Origin of the sequence: Bacillus sp. EB01, from assembly GCF_000613125.1 — a bacterium.
GTDB lineage: Bacteria > Bacillota > Bacilli > Bacillales > Cytobacillaceae > Bacillus_D.
In genome coordinates this window covers 3,264,644-3,286,270 of sequence record NZ_HG964497.1, presented here as the reverse complement: position 1 = coordinate 3,286,270, position 21,627 = coordinate 3,264,644, and the positions used below count along the sequence as shown (strand labels likewise).

Sequence of the window (21,627 nt, the reverse complement as noted above, 5' to 3'; positions counted from 1 at the left end):
GTTAATCATCGGCAGCAGAAGATAGACCGCAAATTTTATTAATAAGCTTTACATAGTCCGAAACGGTCGCAATATCATATCTGGACCCGAGTATTTTCACCCCATAACAACGGGCATCATGTAACATCAGTTTAATAGCATCCGTTAACTGGATTTCTCCTCCTTTGCCGGGAGGGATTTTCTCTAGAGACTGAAAAATTGAAGGTTCTAACACATACCGCCCAATCACAGCTAAATCAGACGGCGGCGAACGATCGGGTTTTTCGATAATATTGGAAATCTTAATAATACCGTCTTGCCGCCCTTCTGGTTCGACAACCCCATATTTGTGGAGGAATTTCTTGTCTACCTTATTTAATCCAAGAATATTGCTTTGATGGAGATTATATAAATCAATCAGCTGCAGTAAAGCCGGTTTTGCATCGGAAAGAATGATTTCATCTGGCAGCATTACGGCAAAAGGTTCGTTTCCAATAAACTGTTTGCCTAGAAGGATGGCATCTCCCAAACCTCTTGCATATGGTTGTCTTACATATTGAATATGAACTTTAGGAAGTTCAAGTTTCTCTAATAAATGGTGTTTCCCGCTTGATGCTAAATGATTCTCTAATTCTGGACAACGGTCGTAATAATCGAGAATCATATTTTTAGAGCGTGAAACAACGATTAGAATCTCTTTTATCCCTGATTTTATGGCCTCATCAACAACATAGTCGATGGCGGGGCGCCCACAGATAGGCATCATTTCCTTCGGTAATACTTTTGTAATCGGTAAATTTCGCGTGCCATACCCAGCTGCAGGGATAATTGCTTTTTTCACCATGGTTAATCCCCTCCTTCCTAACTGATTTCAATATATTCAATTTTGTCCGAGAAGGGGATAGTTCTACAGCATAAAGGGCGATAAATAGGTGATTATCAGGCCTATTGGTTCACCTGGCTATTATAACGGGGTGTGCATTTCCTGTATCAGCGCTCGAATACTAGTCCGTTAGCCTTTGATGGAAGCGGATTTGTCTCCAAACCCAAAGAAAGACCTTGCTACGTTCACCACTGGCAAAGAATATCATGCAGACCTTTCTGCTTCCTACAATATCGGAGCAAGATCTTTATCCGAGAACTAACAAAACCCTTTTCAGAAATGAATAGGTTGTCCATTCAGGCAAAAGTCCTGAATTGGCAAAAAGGACTTTGCAGACATTGGCTTCATTAATTAGTCTTCACTCGGTACCCGAGACAAAAGCGTTGTCTCACAGCTAGGCGTAGACTGTATTTAAGTCAAATGAAGCCGCTGCCGTTAATTTGCACTACCATGTCTTTAGGACAATTAAAGATGCGGGAAATCGGTTGAAAATCAGTGGGTAAAAGCGCCTGTTGAAGCGTAAGTTGGAGGATAGCGGCAAGATGTGCTACCGCCAATTAACCTCTGATATGACTGAGTTTTTAAGTAAGATGAAAGTATTTAAATAAGTTAACAGAGGCTTTCCTTAAGATGAGAAAACTTTTGGGGAGCTTCTTTTTTTCATTTCTTGAGTAACATTGTCTGAGTGAAACCAGTTTCAACATATTTTACTATCAAACTGACGGGAAAGATTTAATAACATCTTGTAATATTAAGCCTGCCATTGTCATAATAAATCACTCAATTAACGAATAATAGTTGGTATTTATTTGAAATCATTCGTCTTTTATTGACAGTTATAATTCTCGGTGTTACGATGTGTTAGTAAAAATTAAATATTATTCTCGTATAATATTGGGGATATGGCCCGAAAGTTTCTACCAAGCTGCCGTAAATAGCTTGACTACGAGGTTGTGTATATTTTGTATGGAGATATATTTATTTTTATGTCCATCATCTACCTTCCTGAAGTCAAGCACCGGTATTTTACTCGGTGCTTTTTTTAATTTTTACATGAGCGACAATTCAACAAGACTATCAGAGGAGGGTCATTTTAATGACTAAAGGTACAAAGAAACTAGCAATGGTATTATTCATTGCTTTACTAACTCTTGTTATGGCAGCGTGCGGCAATAACGCAGATAAGAAAAATGAAGCTAAGGCTGGAACCGATAAAGACGGGTTGAAAATTGCCATTGTAACAAGTCCTTCAGGCGTTGATGATGGCAGCTTTAATGAAGATAACTATAACGGTATTTTGAGTTTTATTGAAAAGCATCCAAATGCAACAGTGAAGGCAATTAAAGAAGAAACAGGTGATCCTGCCGCAGCTGTACAAGCTGTTGCTGATATTGTGGCAGATTATGATGTAATCGTAACACCTGGGTTTCAATTTGCTGGGGTTTCTAGCATTGCTGTAGAAAATCCTGATAAAAAATTTATTTTAAATGACTCTGAACCTGCACCAGTAGGTGACCAAACAAAATTTGATAATATCTATGCGATGAATTTTGCTGAACAAGAAAGTGGTTTTTTTGCAGGAATGGCTGCAGCACTTGAAACAAAATCAAATAAAGTAGCCGTAGTAAATGGTATTGCATATCCTTCAAATGTAAACTATCAATTTGGCTTTGAATCAGGTGTAAATTATGTGAATTCGGTTTTTGGTAAAAACGTTGAACTTGTTGAATTATCAGGTTATGCAGGGACAGATGTAGAAGGTACTGATGTTGGAGGTAACTATGCAGGTTCGTTCGCGGATGAAGCAACTGGAAAAGTGATTGGAAATACCTTGATTAAAGAAGGCGCAGATATCATCTTTGTTGCAGCAGGCGGGACTGGGAATGGTGTATTCACAGCAGTTAAGGAAGCCAAAGACGATGTAAAAGTAATTGGTGTCGATGTTGACCAATTTGATGACGGTAAAAACGGCTCTGAAAATATCGTATTAACATCTGCAGTAAAATTCATGAGCATGAATATTGATAAGGCATTAAATTCTGTTGTTGATGGAAGCTTTAAAGGTGGAAACGTCGTTCTTCATGCAGATACAGATTCAACTGGTTTCATAAAAGAAGAAGGCCGCCATCAATTATCAGATGATACACTTACTAAATTGAATGAAGCTTACAAGTTAGTACAAGACGGTACAATCGTACCTGCATCTAACTTTAATGGCCATACTCCAGAAAAGTTCCCTGGTTTATAACAGTAACTAGTAAATTATGAAATGACCAGCAGAAGTTTATCATTCCCTAATCTCTGGGGGATGATAAACTTCTTATTTTTCCTAATAAAGGAGCAGAAAGATGTCTGATTATATTGTAGAAATGAAACATATAACCAAACGATTTCCTGGAATAGTGGCAAATGATGATGTGTCCATTGGCATTAAAAAAGGGGAAATCTTTGCCTTGCTTGGGGAAAATGGCGCGGGTAAATCAACGCTAATGAGTATGCTTGGCGGTATGTACGAACCGGATGAAGGAGAAATTTTCCTTCGGGGTGAGAAAGTGCAAATTAGCTCACCCAATCATGCTGCAAAGCTTAACATAGGCATGGTCCATCAGCACTTTAAGCTCGTCTCCGATTATACGATTACAGAGAATATTATTTTGGGAGTTGAGCCAATTAAAAAATTGGCAGGTCTTTTTCCATACGTAGACATTCGAAATGCCAATCGCAAAATTGAAGAACTGTCTAAAAACTTCGGCTTAGAAGTGGATGCTGCAAAAAAAATAGACGACCTGACTGTTTCCATGCAGCAACGAGTGGAAATTTTGAAGGTGCTTTATCGTGAAGCGGAAATCCTTATTTTCGATGAACCAACTGCAGTCTTGACGCCACAAGAAATTGATTTCTTGCTCGGTATTATCGAAGGTCTGCGAAACGGTGGAAAAACAATCATTTTAATTACACATAAGCTGGAAGAAATTAAGAAAGTTGCCGATCGATGTGCTGTTTTGAATAAAGGAAAATTAGTTGGCATGTTGGATGTAAAGGAAACGTCTACAGGGGAAATGGCACGGCTCATGGTCGGACGGGAAGTAAATTTTGAATCTAATAAAGCCCCAGCTGTAATGAAAGAGGAAGTATTGAAGGTAGAAAACTTAACCATTAAAAATGATGATGGTTTTGAAGTAGTTAAGGATGTATCGTTCACCATCCATGGCGGCGAAATTTTTGCTATCGCGGGAGTCGCAGATAATGGACAAGTTGAAATAGCAGATGCCATTGCCGGATTAACAAGTGTTAATAGCGGAAAAGTGTTCCTCCAAGGTAAGGACATTACGACTGAAAGTATAAGAAACAGAACAGAAATTGGGATATCGTATATACCTGAAGATCGACAAAGATTTGGACTTGTATTGGATTTTGATTTATCTACTAACTTAGCATTAAAGCAGTACTATCAGGAGCCTTTTTGCAGTAAGGGAATCCTGAATAAAGATGAAATTGACCAATTTGGCAGCAAATTGATTGATAAATATGATATTCGAAGTGGCCAAGGTATTAAGACGCAAGTTCGCTCAATGAGCGGCGGTAATCAGCAAAAGGCCATTATTGCCCGTGAGATTGAATTGCAATCGCCGCTGATGATTTTCGTCCAGCCGACAAGAGGAGTAGATATTGGTGCGATTGAAAATATTCATAGAATGATTATTCAAGAACGGGATAAAGGAAAAGCAATCTTGCTCGTTTCATTGGAACTGGATGAAATTATGAATATAGCGGATACCATTGGAGTTATTTATAATGGCCAATTTCAAAAAATCGCCAGCAGTGAATCGTTAACAACTAATGAAGTTGGCGAATATATGATGGGGGCAAAGCATGAATAAAGATAGTAAAAGAAAAAGCTTACGTTATAGTCTTCTTCAGCCAATAAGCAATGAGAAATGGCAGCCTATCTCCATTCCATTCGTCTCCATCCTAATAAGTTTTATTGCAGCGGCCATTGTTATCCTATTGATTGGCAAAAATCCCTTGCAGGCATTTTTCAATCTGCTCCAAGGGGCAGGAATCTTGCCTAAGCCTTCTTATGCTGGATATAAGAGCATGTTGACTGATTTTTTGAGTTTGCTAAACGCGATGACGCCGCTTGTGTTTGCAAGTTTGGCAGTTGCTGTTGCATTTAGGGCGGGCCTATTTAATATTGGGATTTCCGGTCAAATGCTCGTCTCTGGTTTTTTAGCGACGATTATCGTTGGCTACAGTGGTTTGGATGCGATACTCGCCAAGCCGCTTGTACTGATAATCGGACTTGTCGCTGGGGGATTAATGGGGGGATTAGTAGGGTGGCTAAAATATAGATTTAATATTAATGAAGTCGTATCAACTATCATGTTAAATTATATTGCTCAATATGTGATAAGCTTTTTTATTCACATGTATTATATTGATCCTGTTTCAAGACAATCCAAGTATATTGGAGAAGCAGCAAGGTTGACTTTAGTTAATGTCGAGATAGCCAACCTGAAAATGGATATTCCACTGGGCTTTATTTTAGCTATTATTACCGCTATTTTAATTAAATTTGTTATGGATAAAACTGTGGTTGGTTTTGAAATTAAAGCGGTAGGTTCCAACCGCAATGCAGCTAAGTATGCAGGAATTAATGTAGGAAAAAATACGGTCCTGGCAATGGTTATGTCAGGTGGTTTAGCTGGCCTGGCAGGTGTGACATATTATTTAGGTTATTTTTCTTCCATCCAGCCAAAGGTTTTATCGAGTATCGGTTTTGACTCGATTGCTGTATCACTATTAGGAAACTCTCATCCAATTGGCGTCATTTTTTCATCATTTTTAGTATCGATTATTGATCAGGGAAGCACATACATGAGTTCACAGGCTGGAATCAGACAAGAAATTTCTTCTGTTATCATCGGGTTAATCCTATTGTTTAGTGCATGTGGCGGATACTTGAAACATAAAGCCAGCCGCTTGAAGGAAAAAGAAGTAGAACGAAAGGAGAATGAATCATAATGGATACAGTAATTATTGATGGATTATCCTTTGCTCTGCCTCTTTTTATTATCGCAATAGGCGGCATATATAGTGAAAAAAGCGGCATTACCAATTTAGCACTCGAAGGCTTTCAAGGTTTCGGGGCATTCATCGGGGCACTTTCAGCTGTACTAATCGCAAATGCTTCTGGAAGAGATATTCAAGATCTTGTTTACGTCGCGTTACTTTTTTCGATGATTGGCGGGATGGGTTTTTCGATTATTCATGCTGTACTAAGCATTAAGTTTAAGGCAGACCAAGTGATCAGTGGTGTTGTTATAAATATATTGGCATTAGCACTAACGACCTTTTTAACGACTCAAATAAATGCCCTTGTATTTGGATCGGCTTCTGACAAGTTTCGTTTGGGTGTATCCGAGCGGTTTACGATTGAGGGTTTGTCCGCTATACCTGTGATTGGTGCGGTTTTTACGAATGTGTATCCGTTCGAAGTAATTATCATCATGATAGCCATTTTTGCCTGGTATCTTTTATATAAAACAAAATTTGGCATTCGTTTAAGAGCGAGCGGAGAAAATCCTCATGCAGTTGATGCTGCAGGTGTAAATGTATCAAAAATTAGATATTCCGCAGTCCTTATATCGGGTCTGCTAGCAGGTCTGGGCGGCATGTGTTTTGCCTATTCCATATCAGCTAACTTTTCATCAAATATTTATATGGGATATGGATTCTTGGCGATCGCTGCCTTAATTTTTGGGAATTGGAGGATTCTCCCTACTTTAGGCGCTTGTCTTTTATTCGGGTTTGCAAAATCCGGGGGAACGTTTATTGCCCAGTCAATGGCATTGCCGAGCAGTTTCACCGATTTGTTCATGATTTTACCGTATGTATTGACGTTATTGTTATTAATCTTTTTCTCTAAATCAAATCGCGCTCCAAGAGCATTGGGTGAAATATATGACAAAGGGAAGAGATAGATATAACGTGGAACTTCAAGCAAATGGTTTTTAGTGTTTCTAAGGGGTTAGATCCAACGGTTCGACTGAATTAAGAAAATGAGTCTGGACAGTTGGTTAGACTTTGGGGATAGAGGCCTAACCTTTTGAGGTTAGGCCTTTTTCTTTTGACAACAGCGACTTTATCTGACTTGGACCAAAGTTTCATATTTAGGAATAAGGGATTCATGGATACTTGCATAATTTGGATGGTCAGAGGGCCTTTCAGACTATTTTGATAAATGCAGGTACCGAATGTTTATTCATCCAACATTTTTTGTGTATAGTATTTTTATGTATATAATCCGTCAAATTTCGAAAAATACTAAGGTTCATAAGAATAACAATGAGGAATTTAAAATGCAGATTACTTTAACGGAATTGCTTCGCAAGGTTGGAATCTCCTGCAATAATGATAGTATTATTACCGGGATTGAGTCCGATTCAAGAAAAATTAAACAAGGTAATCTATTCGTGGCAATCTCTGGACATGATTCTGATGGACATGAGTTTATTAGGCAAGCGATTAAGAATGGAGCAGCTGCCATAATAGGTGAGCGCGAAATTGAAGATGTTCTGCCAACTCCTTATTTCAAAGTGCCCAATTCGAGGTATTTGGTTTGGGCATTGGCAAACTCTTTTTATGGGCAGCCTCAAAACAAACATAAAATGATTGGTATTACCGGTACAAATGGAAAAACAACCACAGCATATCTCTTACACCACATCCTAACTTACAATGGGAAGACATCATCTTTGCTAGGAACAGTGGAGTATTTTTTAAATGGGGAACGGCATAAATCAACATTAACAACACCTGATGCTATTTCGTTTCAAAAAATGATTCATGAAAGCAAGGATGAATTTGTTGTAATGGAAGTGTCCTCACATGGACTAGACCAGTACCGGGTTGCTGGCCCGATGCTAGACTATGCTATTTTCACCAATCTTAGCCACGAGCACCTTGATTATCATTCAGATATTGAGGAATATTTTAAGGCGAAAAAAATGATATTTCAGTGTCTGAAGCCTGGAGGAAAAGGGATTGTTGGAGCGTATACTCCATGGGGTGAAAAAATGGATGAGGAATTGGCACAGGAGCGGGTCCCTGCTATATCTTTTGGGTATAGAGGGAAAAAGGAAACAATCAAGATTAAATCGTTTATTTCAGCTCCACACCTGTCCCTGATCATTGAAGATAACGGAAAAGAATATACAATTAATATGAAAATCCCAGGAAAACATAATGTATACAACGCTTTGGGAAGCTATATATGTGCAAGGGATATAGGGTTTACACCCGAACAAGTCATCACTGCTTTGCAATGTTTTCAAGGGGTGCCGGGAAGATTTGAGCAAATCGAACTTCCTACTGGCTCAAAAGCGATTATCGATTATGCCCATACTCCGGATGGGCTGCGCCACGCTTTAGAAACAGCAAGCCATTGTGTTGAAAAGGATCTCTATCATATATTTGGTTTCAGGGGAAAGCGGGATTCATCCAAACGCCGTGAAATGGTTGATATCAGCCAAGCTATTTGCAGCCATGTCTATTTGACTCTTGATGATTTAAATGGAGTGGAAAAAGAACAGATGATAGAGGAGTTAAAGGAATTAAGCAAACCTTATCAGAATATTACCATCATAGAAGATCGTACCGAAGCAATAGCTTTTGTCATAAACTCTTTAGAGAAAGGTGATGGCCTCATCATAACCGGGAAAGGGCCGGAGCCTTACCAGGAAGAATATGCATATAAAACCAAAAGCGACAGGGATACTATTCTTCATTTGATTTCTGAAGAAATGGCCTTTGAGCCTATAAATGGTTAAAGCAAATGTAATAAAGGGCAGCTGACTTTGGTCAGCTGCCCTTTTGTATGGAAATAAATTGAGGAGTTTAATCTAGCGTATCTACATCTAGCTGCAGCGCCTACGCGTGCGCAAACAAAGGTCTCCTCCCTACGATAAGTCATTATTGAATGACTATCGCTCTTCGTGTTTCCTTTATCCCACACTTAAGGCTCAGTAAGTCTCCTTGGGAGACAACTGAGCCTAAAGGTCCGATTCGTGAAATAAGATTTTTCTTAGGGCTTCAGCCCTTAGAAAAATCAATCGGGCTCTGCGCGACTAACCATCAGCAAAAAACGCTGATGGAAGTTTCACTTTATCTCCTACGAGGCCTTCCAGTCCATACGGCGCTGGGTAAGGTGCTTCCGCTTTTGTCCTACCAGCTTTGGCGGGCTGTCCTGTTTTGTGAACGGTACGCATCGATCAGTATAACGACCGCGGAAATCATATGCATAATCATGCCCAATACAGGAATCCAGCCGAGTAAAGAGGTGACCAGGCCGAGGATGTTGCCCGCTTTCGGCTCATTTTCCTTAACCGCAAATACAATTGTAACAATATGAAGGATGGCCATTAAAAATAGCGGCGTCCAAGCTGTAGAAATAATGATTAGTCCGCCGAGTACAGGGATTCCCAGCAAAGCCTCAAGGCCTCCTGAAACCCACTTAAGGGTTGTTGATACATTATTCATATTTCCGTCCCCTTTCTTTTCGTATTTAGTTTACGTATTGGTTATAGGTTTAGTTTCACCTAATCTTTATATTTTTTGGACATCGAACTAGAAGATATCTTTGTCATGACGATATATTCAATAAAACCGCTTTGAAAGCGGCAGATTTCCTTAAATCCCTCCTTACGATATAAGGTTATTGCCCGCAAATTAAAAGCCGCGACGGTAAGCCGGAATGTACAGCCTGGATGTTCCAAACTTATATCATTAAGTATGAATGAGAAAAACTCTTTTCCAAAGCCTCTTCCTGTAAGTTTAGGATTCATTCCAAGGCCAACATCAATAAAACCCTCTGGATAGGCTTTAAATTCCCTTCCAGCAGGTACTTGTGCGGCAGGCCCCTTGCAATAAAACCCTACCAAGTTCCCATTCTCATCTACTAGAACAACATAAGTATTTTCAAAGAGCTCTTTCATTCCTTCTGGGGAAGGATCGCTATTATAAAAGTCATAAGGGGGTTCATAGTGCCAATATAAAATTTCATAAGCAAACTGTTCATTCATATTCACTGTATCAAGCTGCATCCAAAAGCCATCCTTTTAATATTAATTCAAAAAAAATTGAAACTTTTACCATGTGTAAATCGTCAATTAATAATCGGTTTTATTAGTTTTTTTATGACAACAGGAATTTTACAGAATTTATAGAATTATCTTATGTATGTTAAACTTACTATAAGAATATGGGATTATCAATCATAGAAAGCGGGAGGAATAAGATGGCGCGTGAAACGATGAATCTTAACATCAACAAAATTTTGATGAATATTGAGAAGGTAATGACAGGCAAGCGTAATGTAGCGGAACTAAGCCTGGTGGCATTATTAGCCGAAGGACATGTGCTGCTGGAGGATGTTCCAGGTGTAGGGAAAACAATGATGGTCCGCTCTCTGTCAAAGTCTGTTGGCGCAACTTTCAGAAGAATTCAGTTCACCCCAGATCTTCTTCCTTCTGACGTGACGGGGATTTCCATATACAACCCGAAGGAACTGGAATTTCAGTTTCGCCCAGGCCCTATTATGGGCAACATCATTCTGGCGGACGAAATAAACCGGACCTCCCCGAAAACACAATCCGCCCTCCTAGAAGCAATGGAGGAACAAAGTGTAACAATAGATGGAGTTACACGCCGACTTGAAAAGCCTTTCTTTGTTATGGCTACACAAAACCCAATAGAGTATGAGGGGACATATCCTCTGCCAGAAGCCCAGCTTGACCGCTTCTTGCTTAAAATGAAGATGGGCTATCCGGAAATTGCGGAGGAAATGGAAGTACTCAACCGTGCTCAAAACACGCCTCCAATCGAGGAACTCGAACCCGTTGTCACATTGCAAGAACTAAGAGATCTCCAAAAGGAAATTAAGCATGTGTTTGTCGATGAGACGGTTAAACGGTACATAGTTGATATCTCTAACAGGACAAGAGTTCATGAAAATGTTTATTTAGGTGCCAGTCCGCGTGGTTCGATTGGTTTGATGAAAGCAGCCCAGGCATATGCATTCATCTATGGACGGGACTATGTACTTCCGGATGATATTCAATACCTTGCCCCATTTGTCCTTTCACACCGATTGATTTTGAAATCCGAGGCCAAGTTCGAAGGAATTACCGCAGAGGAAATCATTAACCGCATCGTCGCGAGAGTGCCGGTACCGGTTCAAAGGCTCGTGAAATAATGAAGGAAAAGCTGGCGGCAATTAAGCATACTTGGAAGTTCATTGTCTTACTTGTTCTTGTGGTTTTGGCTTTTTGCTATGCGATGTTCCAAGGCGGGTTTGTCAGTTGGTTTTTGTTTTACAGTTTCCTGCCTTTTGCAATCTACTCAATTGCTGTTTCCCTCTATCCAATAATGGATGTTCAAATTGAGCGGCATTTGCCAAAGCACGAATTTAATGCAGGTGAACCGCTCAAGGTCCAAATGATTCTTAGGCGTACCAATTCTTTTCCGCTGTTTTATATTTTTGTTGAAGATCTTTTATGCGAAACGTTGAAAACTCCTGGAAAAAAGGCATTATTATTTCCGGGCTTCAAAAAGGAAATAATCTTTGACTATTCAATCGATGATTTGCCACGTGGGGAACATTTCTTTCATTCCGTTAAACTTAAAACGGGAGACTTGCTTGGAATGATTGAAAAAGAACGAGAAGCAAAATCCGAGAGTAAAATTATTGTCTATCCATCCTTTACAGAAATGCTTTACCGGCCATTTGAAAATCACTACGACCAGGGTATGACTGCTTCAAGGGAGAGGGTTCAGCGAGATACAACTATGGCAATTGGCATCAGGGATTATCAGCCTGGTGATCGTTTTTCGTGGATTAACTGGAAGGCAACCGCAAAGCGTAATGAAATTATGACAAAGGAATTTGAGCAAAGGCAATCGCATGATGTGATGGTTGTTTTGGATTGCGCGCCAGAGCACCGTTTTGAGGCGAATGTTTCATTCACAGCATCCGTCACAAGGGCTATTTTGAAAAAAGGAGCTCAAGTTGGACTTCTCACCGTCACAAGGGAGAGAGCATCATTTCCAATCCGGGGTGGAGAATCCCATCTTCAGCAAACTTTTTATCATCTTGCCAAGGTTCAGCCAGTTTGCGCAGTATCAGTTGATAAAGTTCTTGAAGCGGAAATGTTTTATACCGGACAAAATGTAACAATGATGATCGTGACTTCAACACTTACGAAGCAGTTAATTGAAAAAGCAAGCTTTCTCGGACAAAAGAAGGGTATGGTGACAATTTTTCTTTTAAAAAATGAGAAAGAGTCTCCATCTAATGAAGAATTGTCTCTGAAAACGATGGGGAATGCGAGGGGTGTCAGGGTGATCATGGTTCATGAGCACCAATTTGAAACAGCCTTTTCGGAGGTGACCCTGAGATGAACACACATGCTACGAAGAGAGATACTACTTCGCTAATCCTTTACGGACTGGGCTTCTTGCTCATATGGGAATGGCTGAGGCCGGTTCAGGAACTGACGGATACCGAACAAATAGAAGTCTTTTTGATTTTCCTGCTGATTTCGTTTGCAGGGCCAATATTTAAGCTGCCGGCGGCAATGCAGTTTTTTATTAATACGTTTTACATGTGCTATGCCATCTATAGGCTTTATTTTACTGGCGGCTTTTTTAAGCTTGAATGGTGGAAGCGTTTTTTTGTGGATATTAAAGTAAATCTTAGCTTAATCATTAATTTGGATTTCCAGCAGCTTTCCAATAGTTTCAGGACAATTATGTTCTTCCTCCTTCTTTGGCTCATGGTATATCTGATTCAATATTGGCTTTTAAACCGGCGCCGTATATTTGTCTTTTTTCTTATGACTATAATTTATATCACTGTCATCGACACATTTACGAACTATAACGGAAACGCATCAATTGTAAGGGCGGTCGTTGCGGGATTTTTAGTAATGGGAATATTGACTTATTCCCGCCTATTGGCTGAGGGAAAGCTTAGCGGAAGTTCCGCACTTGCCCGCAAATGGATGGTCCCTCTTGCTATTATGATTTTCTTCAGTACAGCAGTTGGTTACGCGGCACCAAAGGCTGACCCGGTATGGCCGGATCCTGTTCCATTTTTGAAATCATTTAATGATAACAGCGGCTCCGGCAGTGGCGGGGTTTCCCGAATTGGTTATGGAACAAATGATTCCAGGCTTGGCGGGCCGTTTTTACCGGATGACACAATTGTGTTTAGGGCAAAAGCTGAAAGCCGGCAATACTGGAGGGTAGAAACGAAGGATGTTTACACCGGAAAAGGCTGGGTCGTATCTGACCGCGGTGCTGACTCCCTGGAATTCACACAAGAGGATACAGTCCCGCTCGAAGGATATCCTGCAAGTGTAAAGATGGAAGAAGAAAAGGCTAATATATTTATGTTGTTGAAGTACCCGCACATCGCCTACCCAACAACTGTCAAACAGATTCAATCTGATCCCGGTGTGACCTATACAATGGACCCTGTTTCAGAGAAAATACTTACTGTTGACAATGGCCGTCCGGTTAAGCTTGATAAATTTTCCTTTCAATATGAGGTTCCAGCCTTCAAAATGGAAGACTTGAGATGGGCGGATGGGTCGAATAATGAGAAGATGAGCGAAGCATTTATTGAACGCTATACCCAACTGCCAGAGGAGCTCCCAGAAAGGGTAAAAGAGCTTGCCGAGGAGATTGCGGGCGGGGCGGATAACTGGTATGACAAGGCGAAGTCGATTGAGAACTATTTCGATAGCAATGGTTTTACCTATGATCAGAAGGAGGTAGCTGTTCCTGGTGATAATGAGGATTACGTTGACCAATTTCTGTTTGATACAAAACAAGGGTATTGTGATAATTTCTCCACCTCGATGACTGTAATGTTAAGAAGCATTGGGATTCCGGCACGCTGGGTTAAAGGTTACACAGAAGGAGAACTAAAAACGGTTGGTAAAGAAGGATCTCGAGAGCGCCTCTTTGAAGTTACAAATAACAATGCCCACTCATGGGTCGAGGTATATCTTCCAAACCTTGGGTGGATCCCATTGGAGCCGACTATAGGTTTTTCTAATAGCATTCAAATTGACCGTAGTATAGATCAAAATTCATCCGGTGCTACTCCCGATTCCTCTCCGAGTCCAAGTGATTCCAATCCTCGCAACCAAATCGATCCATTGGAGGAGGTTGATCCTGTAACCCAGCAGGAGATTGCAGGACTGAGTGCTATGGAAGAAGCAAGACAGTTCGTTAAGAATAAGTGGAAGTGGATAGTGGCGGGCATAATGGCAGTTCTTGCGGCAGCTTTTTTAATATACAGAAAGCGGGGGAGTTGGCTCCCTTATTATTTGGTTCTCAGGTTCAAGTTTGCCAATAATGACGATCAATTCGCCAAAGCATACCTTGCCTTGTTAAAACAGCTGGGCCGATATGGCTTAAGGAGAAAAGAAGGACAGACGCTCAGGAACTATGCAGGCTACATCGATCACTTCTTCTCTTCGAGGGAAATGGGCAAGCTTACATCCTTTTATGAACACTATCTATACAAACATGAATTGCCTAAAGGAACCTGGCAGGATAATAAAAAATTGTGGGAAAAATTAATTAAAAAGACAATCTCTTGACCGAATGCAGATGAATGGCTAAAATGATAAAATAATTGAATCATACTCAACCCTTCATATATCCTCGATGATATGGATCGAAAGTCTCTACCGGGCCGCCGTAAATGGCCTGACTATGAAGGCAGTAATTTCAGTGCCTTTGCCGGAATTCTGCCTTCTTTTTGTTTTTAAAAAGTGGCAGGATTCCGGTTTTTTTATTTGTTGAAGAGGTGTGTTTCCTGCTTTGTGTACATACTAAAGCTGAGGTGGAAAATATGAATATGATTAGTGGGAATTTGGACCAGGAAATGGTCGTGGTCCTCGATTTTGGCAGTCAGTACAATCAACTTATCACTAGACGGATTAGGGAATTTGGAGTTTACAGCGAGCTTCACCCTCATACGATGACGGCTGAAGAAATTAAAGCGCTGAATCCTAAAGGTATTATTCTTTCCGGCGGGCCGAATAGTGTATATGATGAAAATTCATTTCGTTGTGATGAAGGAATTTTTGAATTGGGGCTTCCGGTACTAGGGATATGCTATGGCATGCAACTGATGGCTGTTCATTTTGGCGGAAAGGTTGAAAAAGCTAAAAACCGTGAATATGGAAAGGCAGCAATTTCTGTCGGGCGAGAGAGCCGGCTATTTAGCGGATTGCCTGAAAACCAGGTTGTCTGGATGAGTCACGGCGACCTAGTTACTGAGGTTCCTCCAGGTTTTACTGCGGATGCAGATAGTCCGTCCTGTCCGATTTCATCCATGAGTGATGAGGATCGGAAGCTGTATGGCGTACAATTTCATCCTGAGGTACGTCATTCTGTGCACGGAAATGAGCTGCTTCAAAATTTTGTTATGGGAATTTGCGGCTGTAGCGGTACTTGGTCGATGGAGAATTTCATAGAATTTGAAATGGAAAAAATCCGACAGACCGTTGGGGATAAAAAGGTATTATGCGCCCTTAGTGGCGGGGTTGATTCCTCTGTTGTTGCTGTTCTAATTCATAAGGCAATTGGCGACCAGCTTACATGCATTTTCGTTGACCATGGGCTTTTACGCAAAGGGGAAGCCGAGCAGGTAGTGAAGACATTTGCTGATGGTTTTAATATGAATGTCATCAAAGTTGATGCCCGCGATCGCTTTATGGATAAGCTCCGGGGAGTATCCGACCCTGAGCAAAAGCGAAAGATTATCGGCAATGAGTTTATTTATGTTTTTGACGATGAGGCCAGTAAGCTTGAAGGAATCGACTATCTGGCTCAGGGGACGCTATATACCGATATTATTGAGAGCGGGACAGCAACTGCCCAGACAATAAAATCACATCATAATGTCGGCGGGCTGCCTGAAGATATGCAATTCCAATTAATTGAGCCGCTTAACACATTGTTTAAAGATGAAGTACGCGCACTTGGTAGTGAGCTCGGCATTCCGGATGAAATTGTTTGGAGGCAGCCATTCCCCGGCCCGGGACTTGGTATCCGTGTTCTAGGAGAAATTACCGAGGATAAGCTTGAAATTGTTCGCGAATCTGATGCTATTTTGCGCGAAGAAGTTAGAAAAGCCGGGTTAGAACGAGAAATCTGGCAATACTTTACTGTGCTTCCGGATATACGGAGTGTCGGGGTTATGGGAGATGCCAGAACCTATGATCACACAATTGGCATCCGGGCAGTTACCAGTATTGATGGAATGACCTCTGATTGGGCAAGGATACCTTGGGATGTCCTTGAAACGATTTCAACTCGAATTGTTAATGAAGTATCGCATGTTAACCGGGTTGTTTACGATATCACAAGCAAGCCGCCTGCTACAATTGAATGGGAATAACAACGATACGAACGATTTTTAATTGATATTAAAAATCGTTCGTATTTTTATTGACGCCAACCATTTCACCTGATAAAATGACAAAGTACTTATCAATTTCATATGTTTGCTTCGTATAATGCCGGGGATATGGCCCGGAAGTCTCTACCAGGCTGCCGTAAATAGCTTGACTACGAGGTAATATAGATTGGTTTGCCTCTCTTTGGCTAACAGTTTATATTTGCCTTTGTCAGCGTCCCGGCGGTTTTGTACCGGGGCGCTTTTTGTTTTTTAAAAATGGGAAGAACACGCCCATAATTTCAATTAGGGGGATATTAATATGAAGAAGTACTTCATGTTTGAGGAGCTTGGAACCAATTACCGTCGCGAAATTATTGGCGGTATTACTACTTTTCTTGCCATGGCATATATATTGATCGTCAATCCGCTAACCTTGACGCTTGCAGATGTTGATGGTTTGCCTGATGCAATGCGAATGGATCATGGGGCAGTCTTTGTAGCGACAGCATTGGCAGCTGCGGTTGGTTCCATTATTATGGGGCTGATTGGAAAATATCCGATTGCGTTAGCTCCAGGGATGGGCTTGAACGCTTTCTTTGCTTATTCAGTCGTGCTTGCACACGGCGCGCCATGGCAGCATGCCTTGGCAGCGGTATTTATATCCAGTGTGTTCTTTCTGCTTTTAACGATTTCAGGCTGGCGTGAAAAACTAATCGATGCGATCCCTGTGGAATTAAAGTATGCAGTCGGTGCTGGAATAGGATTGTTCATTACGTTTATTGGATTGAAAAATGCGGGGATAATTGTTAATAACGATGCGACCCTTGTAGGATTGGGTGACTTGACCTCGGGTAATACACTGCTTGCAATTTTTGGCTTGCTGATTACTGTCATTATGATGACTAGGAAAATAAGCGGTGCTGTATTTTATGGAATTGTCATTACTGTTATTGTAGGCATTATTTTTAATCTTATTAAAATGCCTACAGGAGTGGTTGGTCCGGTTCCTAGCATTGAGCCAACCTTTGGTGCGTTGTTCTCATCTTTTAATGACGCTTCATTTTATACTTCTACAATGCTTGGCATCATCTTGACATTCTTGTTTGTTGATTTCTTTGATAATGCGGGAACATTGGTGGCTGTTGCAAACCAGGCGGGATTAATGAAAGAAAACAAATTGCCTCGTGCTGGCCGCGCGCTTTTCGCGGATTCAATTGCTTCATTGGTCGGTTCGGTCTTTGGGACATCAACAACAACTTCATATGTTGAATCAACCGCTGGGGTTGCAGCGGGTGCAAGATCGGGTCTAGCGGCTCTTGTCACAGCGGCTTGCTTCATTCTGTCACTATTTTTCTTCCCGCTTCTATCGGTGGTAACATCACCAGTCACGGCACCGGCATTAGTTATTGTCGGGGTCCTGATGGTTTCGAATCTGGGTAAAATAGAGTGGAACCGTTTTGAGATTGCAGTTCCATCCTTTTTGACAATTATCACAATGCCACTTTCCTCGAGCATTGCAACCGGGATTGCGGCAGGCTTCATTTTCTACCCGATCACGATGCTTGTTGCAGGGAAAAAGAAAGAGATTCATCCGATCATGTATTTGTTCTTTGCTATATTCCTGCTTTATTTTATCTTCCTAACAGAATAGATTTATCAAAGAACCGGCCGTATTGGCTGGTTCTTTTTCCGTTCTACTATGAAGGTACAAACATTTGACTATCCTATACGTCTCTTTTAGAGTTAATAGTACAACCCTATTGTAGGAAAAGCAGGTGCGGGCTACATGGCAAGCTTGTCTATTAACAAGATTCTAAATAATAATGTACTTATTGCAGACCATCCAGACTATGGCGAGGTTGTTTTGATAGGAAAAGGGATTGGCTTTAATCGTAAACCTAAAGAGGTACTTGATCCCGGGATAGCAGAAAAGGTCTTTGTCTTAAAAAGCGAGAAAGAACAAAAAAGCTATATCCAGCTTCTCCCGTTTCTGGAGGAGGGTTTACAGAGGCATATTATTTCTGCAATTGAATTAATTAAAGAGAAAGTACCTGGAACATTAAATGAGCATATTCATGTTGCACTTACGGACCACTTAATGTTTACTGTCAGCAGGGTAACTAACGGCATGGAAATCCGAAATCCTTTCTTAATCGAAACAAAAGCCCTTTATCCGACAGAATATAGTATTTCCAAGTCTGTGATGCAAGTTTTTGAGGAAAGGGCAGGAATTCACTTGCCTGAAGGGGAAGCCGGATTTATTGCTCTTCACATCCATAGTGCTTTGACCAACAAAGAGTTATCCGATGTAAACAAGCATTCGCAACTAGTGACAAATTTGGTACAAATGATTGAAGAACAACTTGATATGACTATCGACAAGGAAAGCGTTGACTACATGAGATTAGTGCGTCACCTGCGTTTTGCAATCGAACGAGTGAAAAATGGTGAGAAAGTGGAAGAGCCTGAAACAATATCTCAACTATTGAAAGAATTATATCCAATATGCTACAATTTATCTTGGAAGCTCATCAAGGTAATGCAACAGACGCTGAAACAGCCAGTCTTTGAAGCGGAGGCAGTTTACCTGACTATGCACTTGCAAAGACTGCAGAAGAAAATAAAATAGCAATCATCTTTTTACGTGTTACTGATTCGATCAGGCATGAGTAAAGAAGATAGTTGCCATGGAGTTAGGAAACGGGATGATTTGCCCTTTTTGGGGTAAATTAATTCCAGCCCTTTCTCTGTTGCAATTGTTTTCTGAACTCATGCCTTTTTTGCGTTTGTTGACTTATGTGAGGATCCAAAATTGAGTTTAGGAGGAATCATACGATGTTTAAAAAAATCTTTGGTGTTTTACAAAAAGTCGGTAAAGCACTGATGCTTCCTGTCGCGCTTCTTCCCGCCGCTGGTATTCTGTTGGCGCTAGGTGCGGCACTGCAAAACCCTGTCCTGCTGGATATCGCACCGTTTTTAGATAACAATGCGGTAGAAATGGTTGCGGCTGTTATGCAAAAAGCAGGTGACATTATCTTTAGTAACCTTCCGCTTCTATTTGCGGTCGGCGTAGCAGTCGGTCTGGCAGGTGGAGAGGGTACCGCAGGGCTGGCAGCAATAATCGGCTATCTCATTATGAATGTTACGATGGGTACAGTCCTAGGTCTTACTTCTGAAGATGTAAATGGCTTGAATTATGCAAATGTACTTGGAGTTGCAACTCTTCAAACTGGTGTGTTTGGGGGAATTATCGTTGGTATAATTGCAGCTGCCTTATATAACAAATTCTATGAAATTGAACTGCCGGCTTATCTTGGTTTCTTTGCTGGAAAACGTTTTGTCCCAATTATTACAGCAGCTACTGCTGTCTTGCTCGGTTTGGCGATGCTTATTGTTTGGCCGCCAATACAGAACGGCCTGAATGCATTCTCGCAAAACATGGTCCATGCCAATTTGACCTTGTCTGCATTTGTATTCGGTGTAATTGAACGATCGTTGATTCCATTCGGACTTCACCATATTTTTTACTCCCCATTTTGGTATGAGTTTGGCCAATATACAAACTTGGCGGGAGAAGTCGTCCGTGGTGACCAGAGAATTTTCATGGCACAAATTGCCGACAGGGTTCAAGATCTTGAAGCTGGAACGTTCATGACAGGGAAGTTCCCGTTCATGATGTTCGGCCTGCCTGCCGCCGCACTTGCGATTTATCAGGAAGCTCGGCCGGAGAGGAAAGCGGTAGTTGGCGGTTTGATGCTTTCTGCTGGTTTAACAGCCTTCCTAACTGGTATCACCGAGCCAATCGAATTTTCATTCTTGTTTGTTGCTCCCGTCCTATTCGGTATTCACGCAATCTTTGCTGGTCTTTCATTTATGACCATGCATCTTCTGGATGTGAAAATCGGGATGACCTTCTCAGGGGGACTGATTGACTATATTCTGTTTGGATTGATCAATCCTCAAACAAATGCGTGGCTTGTCATTCCTGTCGGACTAGTATTCGCCGTTATTTATTATTTTGGCTTTAGGTTTGCCATCCGTAAGTTTAATTTAATGACTCCTGGCCGTGAAAAAGAAGAAGAAGGACAGCGGGAAAATGGCAAAGGAAACGGTGGAGACCTTCCTTATAACATCCTTGAAGCAATGGGCGGGCAGGAGAATATTTCGCATCTTGATGCATGTATTACACGTCTCCGCGTTTCAGTAAATGATGTTGGAAATGTTGATAAAGATCGATTGAAGCAGCTAGGTGCAGCTGGTGTCCTTGAGGTAGGGAACAATATTCAGGCTATCTTTGGCCCTAGGTCAGAAACAATCAAGGGACAGATGAAGGACATAATGAGCGGAAAGAGGCCGCGTCCGGCTCAAAGTGCAAGTCAGTCTGAAGCACCTAAAGCATCTGAAAACTGTGATGCAGCCGTTGACACCGGAATAGTTTCTCCATTAAATGGGGAACTAAAGCCAATAACTGATGTGCCAGACCAAGTATTTGCCGGAAAAATGATGGGAGATGGATTTGCAATCGAACCGACTGAAGGGATTGTGGTTTCTCCAGTTGATGGCAAAATCATTAATCTTTTTCCGACAAAGCATGCAATCGGGATATTGTCTGATGCAGGGCGGGAGATTCTGATTCATGTTGGTATTGATACTGTGAATTTAAAAGGCCAAGGTTTTGAAACGCTGGTGGAGGAGAATGCTGTTGTTAAAAAAGGCCAGCCTCTTTTGAAATTCGATCTTGAATATATAAGAAGTAATGCAACTTCGGTTATCACTCCAATCGTCTTTACTAACCTCCAGGAGGGGGAAAGCATTGCGATTGAAAAACTTGGTTCTGTGAATCAAGGTGATGAGGGGATCATTATTATTAAGAAGTAATAGGAAACAAACAGGCCTCTTATGGAAAGAGGCCTGTTTTTAATTCTACATAATGGAACAAAGTGGAAATAAAAAGATAGTGGAAACTTGTTGACGATAAGTCACTGTAGATGCTATCATTGTGAAACACCAGTTGCGAATGGTTATCGCTATCAAGAAGTTATAATTATTTAATTTGGTAGTTGACGTCCAGGCGCATTGATGTTATATTAGAAAAGTTGTTTTGCCAACACGTGCTTTTAAATGAATTATTTTTAAAAGAAAGTTGTTGACTTAGAAACGACGAAATGGTATATTAGTATAGTTGTCATTTCGGCAAATTGTTCTTTGAAAACTAAACAAACAAGCGTCAACAAACAATAATATTTTGATGGCTTCGGCCATCAGCCAACGTAACTTTATGAGC

15 protein-coding genes and 3 riboswitches are annotated in these 21,627 nt (G+C 41.0%); of the genes, 12 read left to right on the top strand and 3 right to left on the bottom strand.

The genetic code is table 11. From position 1 onward, the window contains the following. Window position 1: 1 nt before the first annotated feature. On the bottom strand, window positions 2–823 hold the full coding sequence (locus TY16_RS14985) for a UTP--glucose-1-phosphate uridylyltransferase (RefSeq protein WP_043932669.1): 822 nt from the start codon (window positions 821–823) through the stop codon (window positions 2–4). A gap of 903 nt (window positions 824–1,726) precedes the next feature. Then, a riboswitch (purine riboswitch) is annotated at window positions 1,727–1,828 on the top strand. A 130-nt stretch (window positions 1,829–1,958) separates the two neighbouring features. Between TY16_RS14985 and TY16_RS14980 the strand changes: the two genes are divergently transcribed. From TY16_RS14980 to TY16_RS14960, 5 genes are all read left to right on the top strand, one after another. After that, the gene (locus TY16_RS14980; RefSeq protein ID WP_043932668.1) at window positions 1,959–3,110 is read left to right on the top strand and encodes a BMP family lipoprotein; all 1,152 of its coding nucleotides are present in this window, start codon (window positions 1,959–1,961) and stop codon (window positions 3,108–3,110) included. Window positions 3,111–3,210: 100 nt separating this feature from the next. Continuing rightward, window positions 3,211–4,743 (top strand): ABC transporter ATP-binding protein, encoded by a 1,533-nt coding sequence (locus tag TY16_RS14975; protein ID WP_043932667.1) that lies wholly within the window; start codon window positions 3,211–3,213, stop codon window positions 4,741–4,743. Continuing rightward, complete coding sequence (locus TY16_RS14970) at window positions 4,736–5,887, top strand: ABC transporter permease (protein ID WP_043932666.1); 1,152 nt, start codon at window positions 4,736–4,738, stop codon at window positions 5,885–5,887. The genes TY16_RS14975 and TY16_RS14970 overlap by 8 nt, the downstream gene beginning before the upstream one ends. Further along, window positions 5,887–6,846, top strand: a complete 960-nt coding sequence (locus tag TY16_RS14965) for an ABC transporter permease (RefSeq protein ID WP_043932665.1) — start codon at window positions 5,887–5,889, stop codon at window positions 6,844–6,846. The genes TY16_RS14970 and TY16_RS14965 overlap by 1 nt, the downstream gene beginning before the upstream one ends. A 378-nt stretch (window positions 6,847–7,224) precedes the next feature. Then, entirely contained in the window at window positions 7,225–8,694 is a 1,470-nt protein-coding gene (locus TY16_RS14960; protein ID WP_197028406.1) for a UDP-N-acetylmuramoyl-L-alanyl-D-glutamate--2,6-diaminopimelate ligase, read from the top strand. A gap of 394 nt (window positions 8,695–9,088) precedes the next feature. On the opposite strand, the gene TY16_RS14955 is transcribed toward TY16_RS14960, so the two are convergent. After that, entirely contained in the window at window positions 9,089–9,403 is a 315-nt protein-coding gene (locus TY16_RS14955) for a hypothetical protein (protein WP_043932664.1), read from the bottom strand. A gap of 59 nt (window positions 9,404–9,462) precedes the next feature. Then, the gene (locus TY16_RS14950) at window positions 9,463–9,966 is read right to left on the bottom strand and encodes a GNAT family N-acetyltransferase (RefSeq protein WP_043932663.1); all 504 of its coding nucleotides are present in this window, start codon (window positions 9,964–9,966) and stop codon (window positions 9,463–9,465) included. 194 nt (window positions 9,967–10,160) lie between these two features. Between TY16_RS14950 and TY16_RS14945 the strand changes: the two genes are divergently transcribed. The 7 genes from TY16_RS14945 to ptsG all read left to right on the top strand — a co-directional run bounded on the left by TY16_RS14945 (window position 10,161) and on the right by ptsG (window position 21,221). After that, complete coding sequence (locus TY16_RS14945; RefSeq protein ID WP_043932662.1) at window positions 10,161–11,117, top strand: AAA family ATPase; 957 nt, start codon at window positions 10,161–10,163, stop codon at window positions 11,115–11,117. After that, complete coding sequence (locus TY16_RS14940; RefSeq protein ID WP_043932661.1) at window positions 11,117–12,322, top strand: DUF58 domain-containing protein; 1,206 nt, start codon at window positions 11,117–11,119, stop codon at window positions 12,320–12,322. Before TY16_RS14945 ends, TY16_RS14940 begins: the two co-directional genes overlap by 1 nt. Further along, the gene (locus TY16_RS14935; protein ID WP_043932660.1) at window positions 12,319–14,535 is read left to right on the top strand and encodes a transglutaminase TgpA family protein; all 2,217 of its coding nucleotides are present in this window, start codon (window positions 12,319–12,321) and stop codon (window positions 14,533–14,535) included. The genes TY16_RS14940 and TY16_RS14935 overlap by 4 nt, the downstream gene beginning before the upstream one ends. Window positions 14,536–14,569: 34 nt before the next feature. Beyond that, window positions 14,570–14,671: riboswitch (purine riboswitch) on the top strand. Between the two features lie 124 nt (window positions 14,672–14,795). Continuing rightward, on the top strand, window positions 14,796–16,343 hold the full coding sequence (gene guaA, locus TY16_RS14930) for a glutamine-hydrolyzing GMP synthase (protein WP_197028475.1): 1,548 nt from the start codon (window positions 14,796–14,798) through the stop codon (window positions 16,341–16,343). A 91-nt stretch (window positions 16,344–16,434) separates the two neighbouring features. Then, window positions 16,435–16,536: riboswitch (purine riboswitch) on the top strand. Window positions 16,537–16,662: 126 nt separating this feature from the next. Then, complete coding sequence (locus tag TY16_RS14925; RefSeq protein WP_043932658.1) at window positions 16,663–17,994, top strand: NCS2 family permease; 1,332 nt, start codon at window positions 16,663–16,665, stop codon at window positions 17,992–17,994. A 135-nt stretch (window positions 17,995–18,129) separates the two neighbouring features. Then, window positions 18,130–18,972, top strand: coding sequence for a glucose PTS transporter transcription antiterminator GlcT (glcT, locus tag TY16_RS14920; RefSeq protein WP_043932657.1), 843 nt, complete (start codon window positions 18,130–18,132; stop codon window positions 18,970–18,972). Between the two features lie 206 nt (window positions 18,973–19,178). Then, entirely contained in the window at window positions 19,179–21,221 is a 2,043-nt protein-coding gene (ptsG, locus tag TY16_RS14915) for a glucose-specific PTS transporter subunit IIBC (protein ID WP_043932656.1), read from the top strand. Window positions 21,222–21,627: the final 406 nt, after the last annotated feature.